This is a genomic window from Alteromonas sp. CH_MED4-4 (assembly GCF_037029575.1).
GTDB lineage: Bacteria > Pseudomonadota > Gammaproteobacteria > Enterobacterales > Alteromonadaceae > Alteromonas > Alteromonas macleodii.
The window spans coordinates 63,509-84,465 of the sequence record NZ_JAYMEU010000013.1 but is presented as its reverse complement, the minus strand read 5'-3'; the positions used below and the strand labels follow the sequence as shown (position 1 = coordinate 84,465).

Genomic DNA, 20,957 nt, shown 5'->3' with positions numbered 1-20,957 from the left:
TTGAAGCGCCTTAATTTGCAGCTAAGCGAACGTGCTAGCGCATTAAGGCAAAAAGAGAATTAGCTCAGGGATAAAGGTGGGCCGCGAGAAGGTTGGCGGTAGTATTGGCGAGCACGGGGTACAACATTTGCCATACCCAAACACAGCACAATAGCCAGAACAACAAACCCCAAGGTCAATTCAACAGTTGCCTCTGGTCCATCGCCTTGATCGTCACTGTTTTCTAGCTTAGTGCCGGTAAACCGTAACGAGTAGCTCTTGCCCGCGTAATTAAATTGGGCAAGTGGTGACTGCTGACTTACTTCAACTTCATTATTAATTTGACCACTTTGGAAGCTTGCACTAAGGATGAGACACGAGAGTACCCATGCCATGAAAAGCGGCATGTAGGACGAAAACCCGTGGCGAAAGTTTAGTGCTCTCAAAGTAGTGAATTGTCTATCTGTGAAGGAAAAGTCGCGCTTAAAACACGCGCTGTTTTATAGCGCATATATTGGGGTGAGTATACATTATTCAATATCGTGAGTAACGAGATTACCGTTGAAGCACATAATTTTTGGGTTTTACATTTCTGCCCATCGCTTCTTCTTGTAAGTTTACTCACTTGGATATAAGGTGATTTTTTGTGCTGTTTGTATATCAATTGGCAATGGAGCCATAGCATGACAATCACTGTAGGGATCACACATCATACTGAATACCACTACGATAGAAGTATCAGTATGTCACCGCACACTTTCCGCCTTCGCCCTGCTCCGCATAGTCGAACACCAATAAAAAGTTACTCTTTAAAAGTCTATCCTGAGAATCATTTTATCAATTGGCAGCAAGACCCGTTTGGTAACTACCTTGCACGCGTGGTATTTCCTGAGAAGACTAAAAAAGTTCTGGTTCACCGTAGACCTTGTTGCCGAACTGACGGTTATTAACCCCTTTGACTTCTTTTTAGAGTCTTACGCTGAAACCTTTCCTTTTTCTTATGAAAAAAGGCTGGCGAGAGATTTAACGCCATACCTTGAGACAGAAGAAGCATCATCTTTGTTTCAGCAGTTAATTGACGATCAGCAGCCTAAAGAACCTGTTGCTACCGTCGATTTCTTAGTGGGTGTAAACCGCGCGGTATACGACCTGATAGAATACGGTGTGCGCATGGAGCCCGGAGTCCAAAGCATCGACGAGACTCTGCAGAAAAAGGGCGGCTCGTGTCGTGACTCGGCTTGGCTATTGGTTCAGCTTTTTCGGCATTTAGGGCTGGCATCGCGATTTGTTTCGGGCTATCTGGTTCAATTGGCAAGTGATGAAAAGTCACTTGATGGGCCAAGCGGCCCGGAAAAAGACTTTACCGACCTGCACGCATGGTGTGAAGTTTACGTACCCGGTGCGGGTTGGATTGGCCTTGACCCTACGTCTGGGCTTTTCGCGGGTGAAGGGCACATTCCATTGGCATGTACCCCTGAACCACTGTCGGCAGCGCCGGTTACCGGTGCCATCGATCAATGTGAATCGACGTTTAGCTTCTACAACAACGTACAACGTTTGCATGAACCACCCCGAGTAACCAAGCCTTACAGCGATGCCCAGTGGGCCGCTATCGATAGGCTTGGAGGCCAAATAGACAAAGAGTTAGTTAATGCAGGGATAACCCTCACCATGGGCGGCGAACCCACGTTTATTTCCATTGATGATATGGAAAGCGAACAGTGGAATACCGCCGCCGACGGCAAGGAGAAACGCATTTTAGCGCACACGCTTTTCATGAAAATGGTGGAAAGCTTTAGCAATAGTGGCTTTCGCCATTATGGACAAGGTAAGTGGTATCCCGGAGAGCCATTACCTCGCTGGCAATATGCCTGTTACTGGCGTAAAGACGGAACGCCTATCTGGCATGATCAAGCGCTACTTGCTGACAACAACGCCACTTACTCTTTCTCACAAAACGAGGCGCAAACATTTGCTACTCAACTAGCTACGGTGTTAGGTTTAAGTGAAAAGGTTGTCGTCACCGCTTATGAAGACGTGCTATATCATTTATGGCAAGAGGGTAACCTGCCACAAGACCCATCACCCGACGCCCCGGAACTGCTTCACGCAATGACCCGCAGAGGCTTTTTAGCCAAATTGGAGCAGGGTTTAGATAAACCCGTGGGCTTTATTCTTCCCCTCGCCTACGACACGGTGTTTGACGGATGGCAAAGTAGCGTATGGTCATTTAAACGAGGGCACTGCTTCTTATTACCGGGCGACTCTCCATTAGGTTACCGCCTCCCGTTGAGCAGCTTAGGCAGTCCGGATACGCTAGCAGAACGGGATCCGGCAGACATGACCGGCTCGCTCTCATCCCCAACGTCTCACAAAGGATATATTGGTGAAAAGTCAGTATTAACCGCCCTTTGTATAGAAGTGCGCGATGGAAAGTTATGCGTATTTATGCCGCCTGTAAGCCACTTTGAACATTATGCGCTACTGCTAAACGCTATTGAGTCCATCGCTGATAAACTTGATATTCCCGTGATATTAGAAGGCTATACTCCGCCCTACGACAGTCGCGTTGAAAAGTTTGCGGTTACCCCCGACCCAGGTGTTATCGAGGTCAATGTTCACCCTGCATCCGATTGGCATACTCTGGTAAAAAATACCCATGCCCTTTATGCCATGGCCAAGTCATGTCGACTAGGAACAGAAAAATTCATGCTTGATGGACGGCACGCCGGCACAGGAGGCGGAAATCACGTGACCATGGGTGGGCCGACACCGCTAGAGAGCCCGTTTTTAAAACGTCCAGACATTCTTCGAAGCTTTATTACTTATTGGCAGCATCACCCTGGGCTTTCCTATTTGTTTTCGAGCCTTTTCATCGGCCCGACTAGCCAAGCGCCTCGCGTCGATGAAGCTCGGGATGAAAGGCTTTACGAATTAGAAATTGCGTTCTCTCAAATTCCCGATGGCGAAGTTCCCTCACCTTGGTTAGTTGACCGCCTCCTTCGGCACTTGCTGACTGACCTGACAGGGAATACCCATCGTGCAGAGTTTTGTATCGATAAGCTATTCAACCCCGACTCACCCACCGGGCGATTGGGCATTGTAGAGTTTCGCGGTTTTGAAATGCCTCCTCACGCCAGAATGAGTTTGATGCAAATGCTTCTTCTGCGCACGCTGCTAGCGTGGTTTTGGAAACAACCATACAAGAAGAAACTGGTGCGATGGGGCACAGAGCTTCACGACCGCTTTATGCTGCCCCACTATGTACGGCAAGATATCGCTGAAGTATGTAGCGACCTAAACGCAGCGGGCTTCCCCATTAAGCTTGAATGGTTCGATCCGTTTTTCGAGTTTCGATTCCCTCGCTGCGGTAGCCGTGAAGTCGGTCAAATTAAGCTAGATCTCTTTAGCGCTATTGAGCCATGGCATGTATTGGGTGAAGAAGCGACAGGCAGCGGAACTGCGCGTTATGTTGACAGCTCACTGGAACGCGTCCAGCTCACTGTTTCAAACATGCATACAGACCGTTACATAGTGTCGTGTAACGGCCGCAGATTACCGTTAAAACCCACCAATATTCGCGGAGAACATGTAGCCGGAATTCGCTTTAGAGCGTGGCACCCTGCATCAGCGCTTCACCCGACCATTGGCGTACATGCGCCGTTGGTCTTTGATGTTTACGACAGCTGGGCGGGTCGCTCTTTAGGCGGATTTACCTATCATGTTAGTCACCCGGGCGGGCGCAACTTCTCTACTATGCCTGTGAACGCTTTTGAGGCAGAAGGAAGGCGTATTGCCAGATTCTGGGATCACGGTCATACCCCGTCGGTGGCATCGTCTTCCATGCCTGAGTGGTCGCCTCACTTTGCTACACAGTATGTGGTTGACCATGAAGGTCACAGTGATTTTGATTTACCTTTAGAGGAAGCCGAGAATGAAGAATATCCAAATACGCTGGATTTGCGCCGGCCTCCTACACTATAGTTTAAGTGACAATCGATTTTATGAGTGAAGATTTCACCATGCCAGAATGGCTTAGCAGCTATATCAATTCGAGCACTGCTGCGGATGAGAGCAAACGTCTGCTCAATACGTTATTTTCTCGTTTGTCAGGCCTTAACAGTGACGAGCTGTCCTTTAGAGCAAATGAAATTCGCCGACTAATGCGAAACAGTGGTTTTGCGGATATCGATGAACGCCAGAATTGGCAGCTAGATCCCTTGCCTATGCTCATTTCAAGCCAAGACTGGGAAATGCTCAGCCGCGGCATTGAACAGCGAGTCTTACTGCTCAATAAAGTGCTATTAGACCTTAACACAGACAGGCACACGCTAACCAACGGCGTTTTCTCTACAGACCACTTGATGCGTCATCCTTACTATCTTGCCGAGAGCCACACGCTTTCCTCGTTAAACAACGGTGTGTTTCTAAGCGCGTTTGACATAGCCCAAGATGTAAACGGCGAGTATTTCATGCTGAACGATCACTGCCAGTTCCCTCGCGGTCTTGGACTGCTGCTGGAAAACAGGATTGTGGCAAGAAGGGTAATGAGTGAGGAGTTTGCTGAATGTGGTGTGCAGCGAATAGCAGGCTTTTTTGAGCAACTTCAACATGCTATTGACCAAGAAACCGCTGCGATTAATGACCCGCGCATTGTTATTTTGTGCAGAGGTCCAGACGATCAGTATTATTCTGAGCAAGCCTATCTTGCCACTTACATGGGGTACACCCTAGTAAGAAGCGCTGATTTAACGGTGAGGAAAGGACAAGTCTGGCTTAAAGCTTTAGACGGATTACGAAAAGTTGATGTCATTTTGCGCTGGATTGAGGACAGATTCTTAGATTCACTGGAACAAGTTGACTACTCAGTGTTCGGAATCCCGGGTCTAATTCACGCAGTCCGAACTCAGAACGTGGTATTGCTCAACCCCTTGGGCAATGGCGCTATTCAAATTCCTGCCATCAAAAACAATTTGCATAGGGCCGCTGAGTTTTTTGATGGTGAATCTTTACTGCTTCGCCAACAAGAAACCTTTCCCGCAGAAAACCTTACGCAAAGTGATTGGTCGGGATATGAGTTATTAAGCTATGTTGACCCTGAATTAAAATACGACGGTGAAAAAGACGCTGACGCTATTGCAAATACACTACAAACGGTAGCGTTAACCGACCTATTCTGGCGAAAAAAGGTGAATCTTTCGCATACGCCATTTTGGCACGATAAAGGGCTGGTAAGTAAGCCAGTCATTATGCGTTGCTATGCGTTGTACTCACAAGGGCAAGTTTTTATTCTCCCCTCAGCCATGTGTTTTACGCCTAAGGCAGCGCGCACCGATGGCAAAACAGAAATAAAGGACACGTGGGTTGAAACCATAGGTCCGCCACAAGAGCGTGCGCCTTCTATTCCCAAATCACTGCAATCAGATGCAGACTTAGCGCTAGTCGAGGGGCTACTGCCTAGCAGAACGGCGGAAAACCTATTTTGGTTGGGCTGTGCGGTAGAGCGAAGTGAAAACGTGATTCGGTTGGTCAGGGTATTTATAGACAAATTCACTGAGCTTGCCATTTACCCCGATGAGGCGCACAGAAATGCCCTGTTACGATTTAAATCTGGGTTAGAACAGCAGGCATTAATTTACCCTTACCTTACGCCAGACGCAGCGAAAATAACCGTGAACGAAGGAGGATTCAAAGAATTAGTGATATCGCTAATTAACGATAATTCCTTCGCTGGCGGCCTTTACAGTAGCATTAATATGGTGGTGCAAAGCGCGCTGCAAGTGAGAGAGCTACTTTCTTATGACAGCTTGCGCATTATCGAAAGCCTAGAAGAGGAACATCACGAATTTAGTACCATTACCGAGCAGACTCCGACGCACAGATTACAAAGTACACTCGATAAATTAATTGGGCTTACCATGGCGTTTAACGGCTCTATTCAAGACAGCCTGTCTAAAAGTAATGGCGCCTTTATGATAGAAATTGGACGACGGTTAGAGCGCAGTAAACAGCTTGTGTCTATGGTGCAAAACCTGCTGCAATTTCCGCTTCCCGAAGCTGAGCAACAAAACGTGCTGGAAATCGTGTTGGTGGCGCAAGTGAGCGCTATTACCCACAGACGCCGATACCGAGCGTTTCAAAGTATTGAAACGGGATTAGAGCTATTGCTTTTAGATGCCGAATACCCGCGCTCATTAGCCCATCAAATCCAAAAAATTACCGAGCTTTGCGAAAGCTTGCCGGTAAGCGCCAAGCCCGGCTTTTTAAGTACCACTGAGAAAATTCTGTTGCAGTTAAAAGCAAGCTTCGCGCTGGCTGACAGACAGACCTTAAATATCAACACTAATCAGGCACCTTCGGGCTTGGTGTCTTTACTAAAAAGCGTGACATCACAACTGCAGAAATTTAGCGAAATGATGCAAACTCAATACTTCAGCCACACTAAGCCTGCGTCACAACTGCACTGGTCTGGCATTGGCACCGCGTCTGTACAGATCGTCGAAAAACCAATAGATGAGGAAGCGACAGCTCCGTTAGCCAGTGCGCCTGATGCCAGTAGTCCGAATGAAAGTGAGGTGAAAAAATGAAGTACACCATTCGTCACGTCACTACCTACAAGTATTCCGACAAGGTGAGCCTGACACAAAACCATGCCCGCCTAATACCGCTAAACACCTTCAATCAAAAAAGGATTAGCGCCAGTGTCACCATTGTGCCTGAACCTGACTATCAGGCAGAGTTTAAAGACTACTTCGACAACACGGTAACGGTGTTTGAAATACCCACTTTGCATGAAGAAATGCAGGTCATCGCAACCAGTGAAGTTGAAATTCAAGGAGCACCATTACAAGGTCTATTTGCGCACAATACGCAATGGGAAAGCGTGAGAGATCAAATTCGCTACCCAGTAGATCAGAGCATGTTGGCAGCACAGTTTTTCAGTATTCCTACTCGCTTAACGCAGGCCAATAAAGCGATTTTAGACTATACCTTGATGTCGTTTACGCCTGGCCGCTCTATCGTGGAGTCGTGCGACGACTTAATGAACCGCATTTTTAACGATTTTACCTTTGACCCATCCTTTTCGACGATTAACACCCCAGTAAGCCACGTGTTTGAGCACAAGCGGGGCGTATGTCAGGACTATGCGCACCTAACGCTTACTTGCTTACGCAGTATTGGTTTGGCGGCGCGCTATGTAAGTGGATATATCGAAACGATTCCACCACCGGGTCAGGAAAAGCTTACTGGTGCAGACGCCACCCACGCTTGGGTTGCGCTTTTTGTACCGGGCTCTGGTTGGATTGATTACGACCCGACCAACAATTTGAAACCCTACGACCAGCACGTTACGTTAGCTGTCGGACGAGATTTTGCAGATATCACACCGCTTAAAGGCATTATGTTTGGTGGTGGAAATCAGGTTTTAGACGTTTCAGTGGATATGAATCGCGGACAATAAGGAGCGTAGTTTGAGTAGCCAAAAACAAAGTCAGACGTTGTCGAAAGCTGTGAGTCTAGAACACTGCAATTTTTCCGAGTTTTACGATGAACTAATAGATAAAAATGGAAAACCCCGCCCTCACGGTGCGCCGTTAATGGATTATTTGTCGCAATTAAGTGAAGAAGAACTCAAAAACGCGCAAGACGCCGCCGAGTTGGTGGTGAAAGAAATGGGTATTACCTTCACGGTTTATGGTGAAGGAAGTTCAATTGACCGAGCGTGGCCCATCGATATCATTCCTCGTATTATCCCAAATAAAGAATGGCAACGCGTAGAAGAAGGACTTAAACAGCGCGTAAAAGCCCTTAATATGTTCATCGACGATCTGTATCACGATCAGAAGATTATTAAAGATGGCGTTTTTCCTAAAGCGCTTCTCGATAAGTCCGTGAACTTTAGAAAGCAGTGCGTAGGTGTTTCTCCCCCAAACGGTATCTGGGCACATATCTGCGGCTCTGATTTAGTGCGAGATAGCGACGGCACGATTTACGTACTGGAAGACAACCTGCGCGTACCTTCTGGCGTGTCTTACATGTTAGAAAACCGCTCGGTGCTGAAGCGTGTCTTTCCAGACATGTTCGAGAAAATGGATATTCTTCCCGTAAACGACTATCCCTCACAGCTGTTCGACATGTTGTCGAGTCTATCACCGCGTCCTCAGGATAAGCCTGAAGTTGTGGTACTTACACCCGGTATCTACAACTCTGCCTACTTTGAACACTGCTATCTTGCTCAGGAAATGGGGTGTGAGCTAGTAGAAGGTCGAGATCTAACCGTAGAAAAAGACGACTGCGTATATATGAAGACGATTAAAGGCCTACGCAGAGTGGACGTTATCTACCGCCGTATTGACGATATGTTTTTAGACCCAGAAGCGTTTAACCCTGATTCGATGCTGGGCGTTCCCGGGCTAATGCGAGCGTGGAGTAAAGGCAAGGTAACGCTGATCAACGCGCCGGGGGCTGGCGTGGCAGACGATAAAGTGGTGTACACCTATGTGCCTGACATGATTCGCTATTATTTGGATGAAGAGATTAAGCTGCCTAACGTAGAGACCTACCGTTGTTACGAGCCCGAAGACTTCAAATATGTTGAAGCCAATATCGACAAGCTTGTAATAAAGCCTGCCAATGAATCGGGAGGCTACGGCTTGCTAATTGGCCCAAAATCAACCAAAAAGCAGCAGCAAGAAACCCTTGCTCAAATAAAGGCTGACCCCAGAAACTGGATAGCACAGCCTACCTTGAATTTGTCTACCGTCCCTACTATTGACGGTTCTACAATTGAAGGGCGACATGTGATGTGGATCTTCGCCCTTTCATCCTTTCATCAGGTACTCACACCTATGTTACAACGGGAGGCCTCACTAGGGTTGCCCTTGTTAAAGGTTCCCTCGTGGTCAATTCATCACAAGGCGGTGGTAGTAAAGATACTTGGATTGTGGATTAGGAGGGACTGACATGTTATCACGAGTTGCTGAAACGCTTTATTGGACGGCGCGCTACGTTGAAAGGGCTGAAAATCTCGCCCGCTTGATTAATGTTAACAACCTCCTGCTGATGGACTTACCCAAAGGGTTTTCGCCAGGCTGGGAGCCATTGCTAGACATAACAGGAAATCGCGAGCCATTTGAAGCCATTTATAATGAATACAGCGAGAAGAATGTCGTTAAGTTCCTGACGGTAGACACACGCAATCCGTCTTCCATATTGAATTCGCTTCAATACGCAAGAGATAATGCGCGCACAATCAGAGACGTTATTCCAAGAGAAGTGTGGGAAACGCTGAACGCACTTCACTTATCGGTAAAAGAGAACAGTACAAGCTTTCTAAGTAAACGCGGGCGCTTTGCAAGTTTAAAACAGGTAATCAATCAGTGTTTACTAATGTTTGGAACCATGGATGCCAGCATGAGCCACGATGAAGGCTATTTCTTCTGGCGCTTTGGTGCGGCATTGGAGCGGGCTGATATGACATCAAGGATAATTGACGTTCGCTCATCGACCCTTACCGAAGACATGAGTGACCTGCCATTCGAAAACATCTTATGGATGAGTGTACTTAGAAGCCTGAGCGGCTACCAAATGTATCGCCAGAAAATGGGCGTTCGCATACGTCCGGGCGATGTGTTGTTATTTATGCTACATAGCAAGGAGTTTCCGCGAAGTGTGTTGTTCTGCTTGAACAAACTAAAGAGTTTGTTCCTCAACTTGCCCGACAATGAAGCGATGATAGAGCGAATTGACCACAGTATTAGTGATTTAGAAAAGCAGCCTGTTGCGACACTTCGAGGACGAGCGCTGCACAACTATATCGACGAGCTTCAAATTGATTTTGCCGACATTCATCAACAACTCGCAGAGCAATACTTCTTACATTAGTGCGCGTTTTTCCGCGTCTGTCGGTGCGCAAAGTAAAAGAAGTTATAAGTGAACACAGGAAATGGAAGCCAGAACACAAAAGTAAGAAAGCAAAACAAAGCCCGCACTAAGCGGGCTTTGTTACATTCATTGCAAGCTTGTGTTGTCAGGTATTACACAACCGCGATCACATCTTCTTTTGCAAGGCGCGCTTTCGGTAAACCATGGTTCCAATCTTGCTCTGTATCTGGGTAGCCCATGGCAAGTGCCACTTCGCAAACGTGGCCGTCTAGCTCATCTTTAAACTGTTCGCCAAGCAATTCGGCGTCAACACCTTCCATCGGCGTAGACGCTATGCCTAAACGCGCCAGCGTGTGAAGAACATTGCCTAATGCTAGATAAACTTGCGCTTTGGTCCAAGCCGCGTTGTTACCGTTCTCATCGGTGTTCGCTTCAGCAAATGCGTAAGCGCCCATGAAGTTTTCACGCATATCTTCGGGTAAATGACCAGACGATACTTCTGCATCGACACGCTTTACAAATTTCTCTTTCGTAAATTTAGGATCATAAGCAAACAGAATAGTATGCGATGCTTCTTTAGCGTGATGCTGATTGAACTGATGCTTGTTGGCAAAGCTATCGTGTAAACGCTGCTTTGCTTCATCACTTTCAACAACCACAAATTTCCATGGCTGAGAGTTGATTGAAGACGCAGATAGTCTCAACGCCTCAAGAATTGTCGCCAGATCATCAGCTGAAATGCGTTTACTCGCATCGTACTGTTTAACCGTGTAACGCTTATTTAAATCTTCAATAATTGGATGAGACACAACTAACTCCTCAATACGTCTGCTATTTGTTGTTCACGCATGAATGCTGCGAACAGAAAATTAAAGTACTCAATGAATATGGCGTGTATGGTATAGATTCAGCTTTTCAATGATAAGCCCCATAAAAAACGAATCAGTTTCAAATATTTTTTGATAATAAAAATTCGATAATAGTTAATACCGCCAGCAGCGTGCATTTCACAATTCATGGGTTAAGCGCTATGCTGATAAATAGAATTACAAAAAACCATTTAAAAACATTAGGTTTACCTTATGATCAGGCATTTGCTCCTCCCTCTTTTTCTCGCATCTTCTCCCGTACTCGCAGACAGTGGATCTCGCTTAATTGCATCTGGTGGTATTACAGGTTTCGAGGGCACTGCGGGTGGCGGCATTACGCCTTGGGCATTTATTGGCGGATACGCGAGTAAAGAAGAGGTCAGTTATTCGGCAAATATTCAGTACTTAAGCCTAAGCGATTATTCCCTTACAACAGCAGGGGCAAGTGTTAGTTTGTTTGACCGTATAGAGCTTAGCGTGCAGCGACAGCGCCTCGATATTGCTTCAGGGTTAACAAGCAACGTTTTCGCGTTACTCACAGAAGGTGCTATTACAAACGCCAACAGCACCACCATTGAGCAAGATATAATCGGTGCAAAAGTTAAGGTTCTTGGCGATGGCGTCTTTACTCAAAACTCATGGATACCCCAAGTATCCATCGGCGCACAATACAAGAAAAACAGAGACTACGACAGCTCTCTTTCGCTACCCGACGGTACGACCCCCTTGCCCGGCGTAGGCGTACCAATGCTGCTAGGTGCGAAAGACGACAGTGGTACCGACGTTTACCTTTCAGCCACGAAACTGTGGTTAGGCACTCCATCAGGTTATAATTTACTCACCAATCTTACCGCGCGATATACAAAGGCGAATGTGTTTGGCTTACTTGGATTTGGTTCTGAAAACAACGATAGCGCTAAGCTCGAATGGGAGGGCTCTTTAGCGGTATTAATTAGCCCTACCACAGCAATTGGCACAGAGTTTAGAACGCAAACCAATCGATTAGGAGGCTTAGCTGAAGAAGACACCGTTGTTGATGCCTTTATTGCCTACTTCCCAAATAAATCTATTTCGATTACCGCTGCCTATGTGGATTTGGGCAATTTACCTTTGCAAGAAAGTTCTTCAGGATTTTATCTAACGGTAAACAGCACTTTTTGATAGGGGAACGAAATGATCAGACACTGCTTCCGGTTAATGGTAATTGCTGCGTTAAGCGTATTGATAACCGCATGCGCCAGCGCTCCTGAACAAAGCCTTTATGAAGAAATTGGCGGCCATAAAACGCTCAATACCATATACGGTGTAGCGATTACACGAATTTACACTGACCCCGTAATTGGTCATTACTTCAAAGGTGTTCCCAAAAAACATTTAAGAGATCAACTTGTATTGCAAACATGCGAGCTTATTGGCGGGCCTTGCGAATATGATGGAAAAACAATGTTGGAGTCTCACACGGGTCTCAATATTAAGGAGCGTGAATTTTACATATTGGTGGAGTATGTCCAAGGCGCGATGCGCGATGTGGGGCTAACCTATCAGCAAGAAAACCGTATTCTCAAGCTGCTAGCGCCAATCAAATACGAAACGGTATACCTGTAGGGAAGCGTGTATTTATCTGTCCTGTACACGCTGAATAAAGCAGGTACGTTAACGTTATAGTTCTTTTTATAGATACAACAATAAAAAACCCTCGTCTTAGCGAGGGTTTTTATATCAATCTAAATTAGCTGAAGCTTAGTTAGGCGTAATCGCGTTGTGGTAAACGTCTTGCACGTCATCACAGTCGTTAAGCATGTCCATGAATTTTTCAAACATCGGCATGTCTTCTTCGCTTATCTCAGTTTCGGTCTGAGGCATCCAGCTCATTTCTTCTGCAATAAAGCTAATGTCTGGGTAGGCTTCAGTTAGCGCTGTTTTTACTTGATAGAATTCAGTGTGTGGCGCGTAAACTGTAACTTTACCGTCTTCAACTTCAACATCAGTTACGTCTACGTCGGCTTCCATTAGCACTTCTAGGATAGCGTCTTCGTCGTCACCTTCAAACTGGAATACCGCTTGGTGATCGAACATATGCGATACCGCACCCTGTGCACCAAGTTTCGCGTTGGTTTTAGTAAAGCAGTTACGTACTTCAGTGATGGTGCGGTTTGCATTGTCAGACAAGCAGTCAACAATGACCATGCAGTTACCTGGGCCAAAACCTTCATAACGCATAGGCTGGAAGTCTTCGCCAGCACCACCAGCGGCTTTATCAATCGCTTTTTCAATAACGTGGCTTGGTACTTGGTCTTTCTTCGCCTTTTCCATTAGGCGGCGAAGTGAAAGGTTGGTGTCTGGATCGGCACCACCATTTTTCGCACATACGTAAATTTCTTTACCGTATTTAGAATAAACTTTAGTTTTTTGGCCGGCAGTTTTTGCCATGGCGTTTTTACGAACTTCGAATGCTCTTCCCATCTTAAAATTCTCTTTCTCGCAATTTGAAATGCTGCGTTGGGTTTTATCGGGCTACCTGTTGCCTGACCGTTCATCAGGCGCATCGCTCTGCCTTACTTGGTAGCATTGCCGAACTCGACGTTTCAATAAATGGTCGAACGCGACGGTGCTAGAAATTGCCAAGCGAAACACTGCCCAAAATAACGGTAGGCTAAGCGACACAAAAAATTTGGGCGAAATTCTACCTTAATTTTCGTGTAATACCAATGTGAACGCCCCTAGAAAGGGTGTAGGTTGGTAGCTTTCACATTTTTAATGAGGTCAAAATGTACTCTGACCCCATATTTATGTTTACGGCAAATGCTCGGTTGCCAGGTAGTCGTGTGACTGCATTTCCTTTAAGCGGCTAAGACAGCGTCTGAACTCAAAATTAAGTAGCCCCTCGGTGTACAAGCTTTCCAGCGCGACTTCTGCAGATATGATCAGCTTTACATTTCGCTCGTAAAATTCGTCCACCATCGCAATAAAACGACGCGCCACATCGTCATTATGCTGTCCCATTTCCCTAACATTGGCTAAAAGCACTGAGTGATAACAACGGCTTAACTCAATGTAGTCGCTCTGGCTTCTGGGCCCGCCACACAAGGCTTTAAAATCAATCATCAATACCCCGTCAGCGTTTCTAAGCGTCGGTATTTTTCGGTTGTTCACCTCAATATCTTCGCCTTTAGAGCCTTCTTCCGGAGCTAATTGAGAAAAGTAGCTATGCAAGTTTTCGGTGGCTTCGCCATCAAGTGGGTAGTGATAAATTTCGGCTTGCTCTAACGTTCTAAGACGATAATCAATACCGCTATCAACATTTACCACGCGGGTATTCTGATTGAGTAGATCGATAGCGGGTAAGAACCGCGCACGCTGCAATCCGTTTTTATACAAATCGTCAGGGACTATGTTCGACGTCGTCACCAGCACAATACCGTGACCAAACAGCTCTTCCATTAACGTGCCTAAAATCATGGCATCGGTTATATCAGACACGAAAAACTCGTCAAAGCATATTACCCGCGCTTCTTTTGCTAACTTAGCCGCTACCAGCTTTAGCGGGTCTTGTGCGTTTTTAAGCTGCTTTAGTTCATCGTGCACACGGTACATAAAGCGGTGAAAATGCACGCGCATTTTCTTTTCGAAAGGCAAACAGTCGTAGAATGTATCTACTAAATAGGTTTTGCCTCGCCCTACACCACCGTAAAAGTAGATGCCCTGGATACCGGGCTTCGCATGGCCTTTCCCAAACGCTGCTTTTAACTTTACCCGCCACGTCGTTTTCTTTTCTGGTTGGGTAAGTTCATCAAACAAACGTTGAAGTTCTTTTACTGCATTTTCTTGCGCCGCGTCGTAATGAAAGTCAGACGACTGAAGATCTAGCTGATATTTTTCCCATGGCGTCATCGCCGAAACCACTCCGTACAAAAGTCAATAGCGGCGCTTGCTGCACCGACCTGCTTGAATTTCTCAATTATGACCTTAATTTTAATGGAAATCACGGTAGAATCTCACATTGAAATTCGACATACACCGAATAAATGTCACGATGTATGCGCTTTTCGGGTTCGACCTTGCTATATTCAGCGTATGGTCGAAAGCAGCTTTTAGATCGTAGAAGTAAAGGTCGGCTGCAAGATGTAGATTGATTCGGAGAATATAATGGAATTGTTAGTATCTCTTGCTTTGTTAGTAGTTGGGTTAATTATTGGCTTTTTCGCAGGTCGCTTTTTTCAACAAAAGCAGGGCGCAGGCAATACTGCACAGACTGAGAAGCAAGTTAAAGAGATCCTCGCACAGCAGGCGCAACACCACATTCATCAAACTCGTCAAAGCTTAGAGAGCATTGAAAGCCAGTGCGAAACCTTAAAGCAACAAATTGAAGAGTATGAATTGCTGCTTGAGCAAGGCAGCGATGATGACAGCAAAGTTCCTTTTTATGGGGAACAAGCAACTACGTATTTACGTAACAACCTAAAAGGGTCTGACAAATCGAGAGTTCAGCGTGTATCTGACACACAGCCAAGAGACTTCGCTAACTCGGGTTCTGGGCTGTTCGTCGGCGGATCTGATAAGAATACCGCAGAAAAACAGTAACATCGGGAACTTTATCACGACCTCGGACTCTTTTAGTGAAACCATGCTATGTCGCATATAACATGAAGGAGTGTAAGCGAACATGAAAATGTCTTTCCGCCATTGTCTATTGGCGTCTGCCGTTGTTGTAAGTTCATTGGGCTTTACTGCTAGCACACAGGCGGCGTTACCGTTCTTTTCTGATAAGAAAGATGAAGTTCCCTCTTTAGCCCCTATGCTAGAAGAAGCTACCCCAGCGGTAGTGAGCATTGCGGTAGAAGGAACACAAACCTCTACGCAGCGTGTACCCGAGATGTTTCGCTACTTCTTCGGCGCCCCGCAAGAGCAGGTTCAAGAACGCCCTTTCCGAGGTCTTGGTTCTGGTGTCATCATTGATGCCGATAAAGGTTATGTCGTTACCAACAACCACGTTGTTGATAATGCAGATGAAATCACTGTTAAGTTAACTGACGGTCGCGAGTTTAAGGCGAAAAAGCTAGGCTCTGACGAGCAAAGCGATATCGCGCTACTTAAAATAGAACCTGATGATTTAAAAGCGTTACCGCTTGCCGATTCTGACGCGCTGCGCGTAGGCGACTTTGTAGTAGCTATTGGTAATCCGTTTGGTCTTTCTCAAACGGTTACCTCTGGTATTGTAAGTGCTCTGGGCCGCTCTGGCTTGAACATTGGTGGTTATGAAGACTTTATTCAAACCGACGCAGCAATTAACCGCGGTAACTCAGGCGGTGCGTTAGTTAACCTTCACGGTGAACTGGTTGGTATCAACACCGCTATTTTTGGTCCTAACGGCGGTAACGTCGGTATTGGTTTTGCTATTCCTGCCAATATGATGAAAAGCCTAATTGATCAAATTGCAGAATTTGGTGAAGTTCGCCGTGGCCTTCTAGGCATTTTAGGTAGCGATATTGACGCGGGCCTTGCAGAAGCCATGAATGCGGAAGTGAACATTGGTGCGTTCGTGAGCGAAGTGCAGCCAGACTCTGCCGCTGAAAAAGGTGGTCTGCAAGCCGGTGATATTATTACTGCCATTAATGGTCGTAAACTTCATAGCTTCCAAGAACTGCGCGCAAAAATTGCGAGTATGGGCGCGGGCGCTGAAGTTGAGCTCACGGTAATGCGCAAAGGTAAGAAAATGAATGTAGACGTTGTATTAGATGACGCTACAGATACGACAGTGACGGCTGCTCAAATTCACCCAGCCCTAGAAGGAGCAACCCTGTCTAACGGCACTGACGATGCTGGGAATGCTGGTGTAGTGGTTTCTGATATCGAGCGTGGTGCGCCTGCGGCGAGAATTGGCCTTCAATCTGATGATGTGATAATTGGCGTTAACCGCGTACGTACGTCCACGGTTGCAGAGTTCAGAAATGCACTAGACGAGGCTAAAGGCGTTATCGCACTCAATGTAAAACGTGGAAACTCTACGCTTTACTTGGTAATCAGACAGTAGCAATGTAGCTCTTCAATTACATCCTCAGCTCAGACGCGTTGGTGTCCAAGCTGAGGGTTGGCATAAAAACGGCGCTTTATAATTATAAGCGCCGTTTTTGTTTTCAAATGATAACCGTTGAAAACAGTGTGCTCCTAGCTTCCTAACGGGGCTTCTTTTCGGACTCCTCTGATAAGCCGCATTCTCGAGCTACACCTATGTCCACGTAAATAAGGCTGTATGAACAGCATGAAAGGTTTTGAAGTACATGCTAGTGCAAATTGAGTTGCACAAAATTTGCGTTTCATTACGGTAGTTTATTAAATAAAGTGATATCCTTTGCCGTAAGATGATAATTTAAGAATGTTGCGCTTTAAGATTGTGAAGTAGTGCTGAGTTAACGGCACGTATTAATTAAGTGCGACAGATAACAAAAAGTGTGATTTGTGACTGGCCGCTCAATTTTTAACTTCTTACTAAAATCTGTATTTCTTGGCGTAGCTGTTGCTGCACTACTGTTAGTTTTCCTACCCGATCTACGTCAAGGCAAAGGCCTTGCTCAAGGATTCTTTAACTCTCCATCAGTAAGCGCTAGTCGCGAAAGCTATTTTACTGCTCTAAGTCGCTCTGCGCCTGCAGTAGTCAATATCTACAGCGTCAGTATTGAGAACGGTTCAGGCCTATTCAGAAATCAATCTCGTGGGCGCACCAATTTGGGTTCTGGCGTTATCATGACAGAAAATGGCTATTTGCTTACCTGTCACCACGTAGTTGCAGATGCAGATAGCATTTACGTAGCGGTTCAAGATGGACGTATTTTGGAAGCGCAAATTGTGGGCACCGACCCACTGACCGACCTTGCCGTGTTAAAAGTCACCGCTGATAACCTGCACATTATTCCTCAGGTGTCAGAACCTGACACCCATGTGGGTGATGTGGTGATGGCGATTGGTAATCCTTTCGATTTGGGACAAACCATTACTCAAGGCATTGTAAGCAGAGCCGGACGAAATGGTCTATCTAATTATGTTGATTTCATTCAAACCGACGCAGTTTTGAACCAAGGTAACTCTGGTGGCGCGCTGGTAGATAGCAATGGTATTTTGCTGGGTATCACTAACGCCAACTTCCAAGTGCTAGATTCAAATAATCGCGCTCGCAATGTAGACGGCATTAACTTTGCCGTGCCTTACGAATTAGCTAAGCGAGTCATGGATGAAATTATCAGCAATGGACGTGTTGTTCGCGGGCAGCTTGGTTTTGTTGGCGGTGAAAACCGCAACCGACCAGGCATAGACGTTTCAGCAGTAGCTAAAGGCAGCCCTGCCGATATCGCGGGTATCCGCCCTGGCGACATCATTGTAGCCATAGACGGCGTACGTTTAGAAAGCGCATCAAAAACGTTGGATATGATTGCCGAAACCGAGCCCGGTACTGAACTTGAAATTGAGCTCAGCCGCGACGGGCGTTCAATTACTCTTACGGCAACGGTCGCAGAGCTTCGCGCTGGTCAATAAGTATTGTTGGAGCTGGCAGATTAGTTCGGCTTCCTGAGTTTTAAACGTGAAGATTTAATACCAGCCCGCATAGATAATAGACACAAAAAAAGCGCCAGATAGATATGCTATCTGGCGCTTTTTCGTAGAAGTGCGAAACCTTGAGTTATTCTTTCACTCTTTCAATGATGGCACCCAAGCCACCCAGCTTCTCTTCAATGGCTTCATAACCACGGTCTAAGTGATAAATGCGATTCACGTGAGTCTCACCTTCTGCGATGAGCCCAGCTATCACCAAGCTTGCCGACGCGCGCAGGTCAGTAGCCATTACCGGAGCTCCTTTAAGGCTTGAGCTGCCTTTAGACACTGCTGAGTTCGCTTCTAACGCGATTTCTGCGCCCATACGTTGTAACTCTGGCACGTGCATAAAGCGGTTTTCAAATATGGTTTCTGTAATTACGCCCGTGCCTTCGGCAACACAGTTCAAGGTAACAAACTGCGCCTGCATATCCGTAGGGAATGCTGGGTGTGGTGCGGTTTTAACTCGCACAGCCTGTGGTTTGCGCCCTTCCATGTCTAGCTCTATCCAGTCATCACCAGTGGTGATTTTAGCTCCGGCCTGCTCTAACTTATCTAGCACCGCATCTAATGTATCTGGCGCCGCATGAGTACAGCGTATTTTCCCACCTGTCACAGCGGCCGCTACCAAGAAAGTACCGGTTTCTATACGGTCAGGCAGCACTGCATAATCACAACCGTTTAAGGTTTCCACGCCCTCAATGGTTATTTTATCGCTTCCTGCACCGCTAATTTTCGCGCCCATCTGAATAAGACAGTTCGCTAAATCAACGATTTCGGGCTCGCGTGCCGCGTTTTCAAGAATGGTTGTTCCGTCAGCCAGCGCCGCTGCCATCAGTAGGTTTTCAGTGGCACCCACGCTTACCATATCCATGAAAATACGCGCACCTTTCAGACGCCCATCGACTTCGGCTCGAATATAGCCTTCGTCTACTTCAATCTTCGCGCCCATCTTTTCAAGGCCAGTTAAATGAAGATTTACTGGACGCGCACCTATAGCACAGCCTCCGGGCAAAGAGACATTCGCTTTACCTTGCTTAGCTAGCAATGGGCCAAGTACCAAGATAGACGCACGCATAGTACGTACTAACTCATAGGACGCTGTAACGCTTTGTAGCGTACTCGCATCGATAACGATATCGTTAGGTGCGGGTAGTGCAACTTCAACACCTAATTCACGCAAAAGTGCCGTCGTAGTATTGATGTCACGAAGACGAGGAACGTTGGTGTAACGACAAGGAGAGTCGGTCAGCAAGCTTGTCATCAACAATGGTAAGGCCGCGTTTTTAGCGCCAGAGATGCGCACGGTACCGTTGAGCGCAGGGCCCTTTTTAATTACGAGTTTATCCACGTGCTACGCCTATTATTGAGGAATATTAAACTGGCGCTCACGCTCCCAGTCTTTTACTGAAAACGTCTTGATGGTAATTGCATGCATGCTGCCGTCTGCAATTTTATCAGCCAAAGGCGCATATACCGCTTGCTGGCGCTTCACACGGCTCATTTCATTAAAAGCATCGCTTACCGCAATAATATTAAAATGCGAACCTTCGCCCTTTACATGGACTTCGTGAAGGTCTAACGCATCTTTCAAGATTTTTTCAATTTCAGACAATTCCATAACTTACTTCTTAATTCGCTAACGGGTGTTTATTCTACGGGTAAAAAGCTATCTGCGTCGCTTATTTTAGCAAGCTTACGTAGCTTCTCAGGCATTTTATATAGGCTCATGCTAACACCATTTTGCTTTGCATCCCTAACGGCATTAATAAGCCAAGCCAAACCTGCACTGTCTGCGCGCTCAACATCACTTAAATCAACAAGACATCTTTTATTGTTAATCAAGGTACTACGCTCATTTCCGTCCAAACTATCCCAGAAATTCTTCGACAGCGTTTCACGGTCAAGATGACCGTGAACCACTACATTGCCTTTGTCGTTTACCTCGAATAGGCTCACTCAGCCTCTCCTTCGATTTCGATTGGCTCGCCTTGCTTAAGCTCAACTGGCTTACCAATTTTGTCGCGCATTAGTGCGATAACTGCATCGATACCGTCTTGACGAAGGATTGATTCAAATTCGCTACGCTTGCTGTTTAGCATGCTTATGCCTTCAGCAACCATATCGTAGGCTTTCCACTCGTTCGTTTTACTATCTTTACGAACTTTAAAAGCAATTTTGATTTCAGGGCGGTTTGGATCTTGAACCACTGCACGCACTGTTACTGATTTTTTATCATCAAAAGATGATTCAGGCTCAAAGATGACTTCTTGGTTGTCGTAGTAGCCCATTGCCACAGCGTAGGTTGTTACCAAATATTGACGAAATACGCTGATGTACTCGCCCATCTTCTCTTGAGGTACTGACTTAAAGTGTTTACCTAGTACCATAAAAGCAGCGAATTTGTAGTCGATATGAGGTACTAATTCTTCTTCCATAATAGTGCGTAGCATTTCAGGATCAGCTTTAATCGCTGCTTGGTTCGCTTTGATGCGCTCAAACGTGCGGTTTGCTACGTCTTGAACCAATTCATACGGGTTTTGTTCATTAACTTCTTGTGCATTCGCTATGCCCGCTACAGACATCATGAAGATGCCAAGTGCTACCATAAACTTTTTCAAAATTACTCTCCTAACTTAA

The 20,957-nt window shown here is 46.2% G+C and carries 18 protein-coding genes and 1 pseudogene; 11 read left to right on the top strand and 8 right to left on the bottom strand.

All coding sequences use genetic code 11. From position 1 onward, the window contains the following. Positions 1-59: 59 nt before the first annotated feature. Positions 60-374, bottom strand: coding sequence for a hypothetical protein (locus WA381_RS10985; protein WP_231506408.1), 315 nt, complete (start codon positions 372-374; stop codon positions 60-62). Positions 375-662: 288 nt separating this feature from the next. Between WA381_RS10985 and WA381_RS10980 the strand changes: the two genes are divergently transcribed. From WA381_RS10980 to WA381_RS10955, 6 genes and pseudogenes are all read left to right on the top strand, one after another. Then, complete coding sequence (locus WA381_RS10980) at positions 663-929, top strand: transglutaminase N-terminal domain-containing protein (protein WP_319633851.1); 267 nt, start codon at positions 663-665, stop codon at positions 927-929. Then, positions 850-3,963 carry a transglutaminase family protein gene (locus WA381_RS10975; RefSeq protein WP_231506406.1) on the top strand — a complete coding sequence of 1,038 codons (3,114 nt, stop codon included), beginning with the start codon at positions 850-852 and terminating at the stop codon, positions 3,961-3,963. The genes WA381_RS10980 and WA381_RS10975 overlap by 80 nt, the downstream gene beginning before the upstream one ends. A gap of 20 nt (positions 3,964-3,983) precedes the next feature. Next, positions 3,984-6,566 (top strand): circularly permuted type 2 ATP-grasp protein, encoded by a 2,583-nt coding sequence (locus tag WA381_RS10970; RefSeq protein ID WP_069943785.1) that lies wholly within the window; start codon positions 3,984-3,986, stop codon positions 6,564-6,566. Beyond that, a complete protein-coding gene (locus WA381_RS10965) occupies positions 6,563-7,441 on the top strand; it encodes a transglutaminase family protein (protein WP_014948368.1) in 879 nt (292 codons plus the stop codon). The genes WA381_RS10970 and WA381_RS10965 overlap by 4 nt, the downstream gene beginning before the upstream one ends. A 49-nt stretch (positions 7,442-7,490) precedes the next feature. Continuing rightward, positions 7,491-8,932, top strand: a pseudogene (locus tag WA381_RS10960) (circularly permuted type 2 ATP-grasp protein). An 11-nt stretch (positions 8,933-8,943) separates the two neighbouring features. Beyond that, a complete protein-coding gene (locus tag WA381_RS10955; protein ID WP_014948366.1) occupies positions 8,944-9,864 on the top strand; it encodes an alpha-E domain-containing protein in 921 nt (306 codons plus the stop codon). A 152-nt stretch (positions 9,865-10,016) separates the two neighbouring features. Here the strand turns inward: WA381_RS10955 and WA381_RS10950 are convergent, their stop codons facing one another. Further along, positions 10,017-10,673: an NAD(P)H-dependent oxidoreductase gene (locus WA381_RS10950; protein WP_069943783.1), complete on the bottom strand. Its 657-nt coding sequence runs from the start codon at positions 10,671-10,673 to the stop codon at positions 10,017-10,019. 273 nt (positions 10,674-10,946) lie between these two features. On the opposite strand from WA381_RS10950, the gene WA381_RS10945 reads away from it, so the two are divergent. Beyond that, positions 10,947-11,894, top strand: a complete 948-nt coding sequence (locus WA381_RS10945) for a DUF3034 family protein (RefSeq protein WP_039224570.1) — start codon at positions 10,947-10,949, stop codon at positions 11,892-11,894. Between the two features lie 12 nt (positions 11,895-11,906). Further along, a complete protein-coding gene (locus tag WA381_RS10940; RefSeq protein ID WP_014948363.1) occupies positions 11,907-12,338 on the top strand; it encodes a group I truncated hemoglobin in 432 nt (143 codons plus the stop codon). 135 nt (positions 12,339-12,473) lie between these two features. Here the strand turns inward: WA381_RS10940 and WA381_RS10935 are convergent, their stop codons facing one another. Both WA381_RS10935 and zapE read right to left on the bottom strand, forming a co-directional pair. Then, on the bottom strand, positions 12,474-13,196 hold the full coding sequence (locus tag WA381_RS10935; protein ID WP_014948360.1) for a YebC/PmpR family DNA-binding transcriptional regulator: 723 nt from the start codon (positions 13,194-13,196) through the stop codon (positions 12,474-12,476). Positions 13,197-13,526: 330 nt separating this feature from the next. Beyond that, positions 13,527-14,624: a cell division protein ZapE gene (gene zapE / locus WA381_RS10930; RefSeq protein ID WP_156085971.1), complete on the bottom strand. Its 1,098-nt coding sequence runs from the start codon at positions 14,622-14,624 to the stop codon at positions 13,527-13,529. Between the two features lie 255 nt (positions 14,625-14,879). Between zapE and WA381_RS10925 the strand changes: the two genes are divergently transcribed. The 3 genes from WA381_RS10925 to WA381_RS10915 all read left to right on the top strand — a co-directional run bounded on the left by WA381_RS10925 (position 14,880) and on the right by WA381_RS10915 (position 18,260). Then, positions 14,880-15,314: a ZapG family protein gene (locus tag WA381_RS10925; protein WP_014948358.1), complete on the top strand. Its 435-nt coding sequence runs from the start codon at positions 14,880-14,882 to the stop codon at positions 15,312-15,314. 88 nt (positions 15,315-15,402) lie between these two features. Further along, entirely contained in the window at positions 15,403-16,764 is a 1,362-nt protein-coding gene (locus WA381_RS10920; protein WP_014948357.1) for a DegQ family serine endoprotease, read from the top strand. 425 nt (positions 16,765-17,189) lie between these two features. Further along, a complete protein-coding gene (locus tag WA381_RS10915) occupies positions 17,190-18,260 on the top strand; it encodes a trypsin-like peptidase domain-containing protein (RefSeq protein WP_014948356.1) in 1,071 nt (356 codons plus the stop codon). 145 nt (positions 18,261-18,405) lie between these two features. Here the strand turns inward: WA381_RS10915 and murA are convergent, their stop codons facing one another. From murA to WA381_RS10895, 4 genes are read right to left on the bottom strand one after another with little or no spacing between them, the layout of a single operon-like run. After that, positions 18,406-19,668 carry a UDP-N-acetylglucosamine 1-carboxyvinyltransferase gene (gene murA, locus WA381_RS10910; protein WP_014948355.1) on the bottom strand — a complete coding sequence of 421 codons (1,263 nt, stop codon included), beginning with the start codon at positions 19,666-19,668 and terminating at the stop codon, positions 18,406-18,408. A gap of 12 nt (positions 19,669-19,680) precedes the next feature. Beyond that, on the bottom strand, positions 19,681-19,938 hold the full coding sequence (locus WA381_RS10905) for a BolA family protein (RefSeq protein ID WP_012517351.1): 258 nt from the start codon (positions 19,936-19,938) through the stop codon (positions 19,681-19,683). A gap of 29 nt (positions 19,939-19,967) precedes the next feature. After that, positions 19,968-20,276 carry an STAS domain-containing protein gene (locus WA381_RS10900; protein WP_014948353.1) on the bottom strand — a complete coding sequence of 103 codons (309 nt, stop codon included), beginning with the start codon at positions 20,274-20,276 and terminating at the stop codon, positions 19,968-19,970. Further along, complete coding sequence (locus tag WA381_RS10895) at positions 20,273-20,938, bottom strand: MlaC/ttg2D family ABC transporter substrate-binding protein (protein ID WP_014948352.1); 666 nt, start codon at positions 20,936-20,938, stop codon at positions 20,273-20,275. Before WA381_RS10895 ends, WA381_RS10900 begins: the two co-directional genes overlap by 4 nt. Positions 20,939-20,957 lie beyond the last annotated feature (19 nt).

Coding starts and splice junctions, on each gene's coding strand:
- WA381_RS10920 (WP_014948357.1), top strand. CDS start 15,403: ATGTCTTTCCGCCATTGTCTATTGGCGTCTGCCGTTGTTGTAAGTTCA.
- WA381_RS10970 (WP_069943785.1), top strand. CDS start 3,984: ATGAGTGAAGATTTCACCATGCCAGAATGGCTTAGCAGCTATATCAAT.
- WA381_RS10980 (WP_319633851.1), top strand. CDS start 663: ATGACAATCACTGTAGGGATCACACATCATACTGAATACCACTACGAT.
- WA381_RS10965 (WP_014948368.1), top strand. CDS start 6,563: ATGAAGTACACCATTCGTCACGTCACTACCTACAAGTATTCCGACAAG.
- WA381_RS10985 (WP_231506408.1), bottom strand. CDS start 374: ATGGCATGGGTACTCTCGTGTCTCATCCTTAGTGCAAGCTTCCAAAGT.
- zapE (WP_156085971.1), bottom strand. CDS start 14,624: ATGACGCCATGGGAAAAATATCAGCTAGATCTTCAGTCGTCTGACTTT.
- WA381_RS10935 (WP_014948360.1), bottom strand. CDS start 13,196: ATGGGAAGAGCATTCGAAGTTCGTAAAAACGCCATGGCAAAAACTGCC.
- WA381_RS10955 (WP_014948366.1), top strand. CDS start 8,944: ATGTTATCACGAGTTGCTGAAACGCTTTATTGGACGGCGCGCTACGTT.
- WA381_RS10940 (WP_014948363.1), top strand. CDS start 11,907: ATGATCAGACACTGCTTCCGGTTAATGGTAATTGCTGCGTTAAGCGTA.
- WA381_RS10925 (WP_014948358.1), top strand. CDS start 14,880: ATGGAATTGTTAGTATCTCTTGCTTTGTTAGTAGTTGGGTTAATTATT.
- WA381_RS10905 (WP_012517351.1), bottom strand. CDS start 19,938: ATGGAATTGTCTGAAATTGAAAAAATCTTGAAAGATGCGTTAGACCTT.
- WA381_RS10945 (WP_039224570.1), top strand. CDS start 10,947: ATGATCAGGCATTTGCTCCTCCCTCTTTTTCTCGCATCTTCTCCCGTA.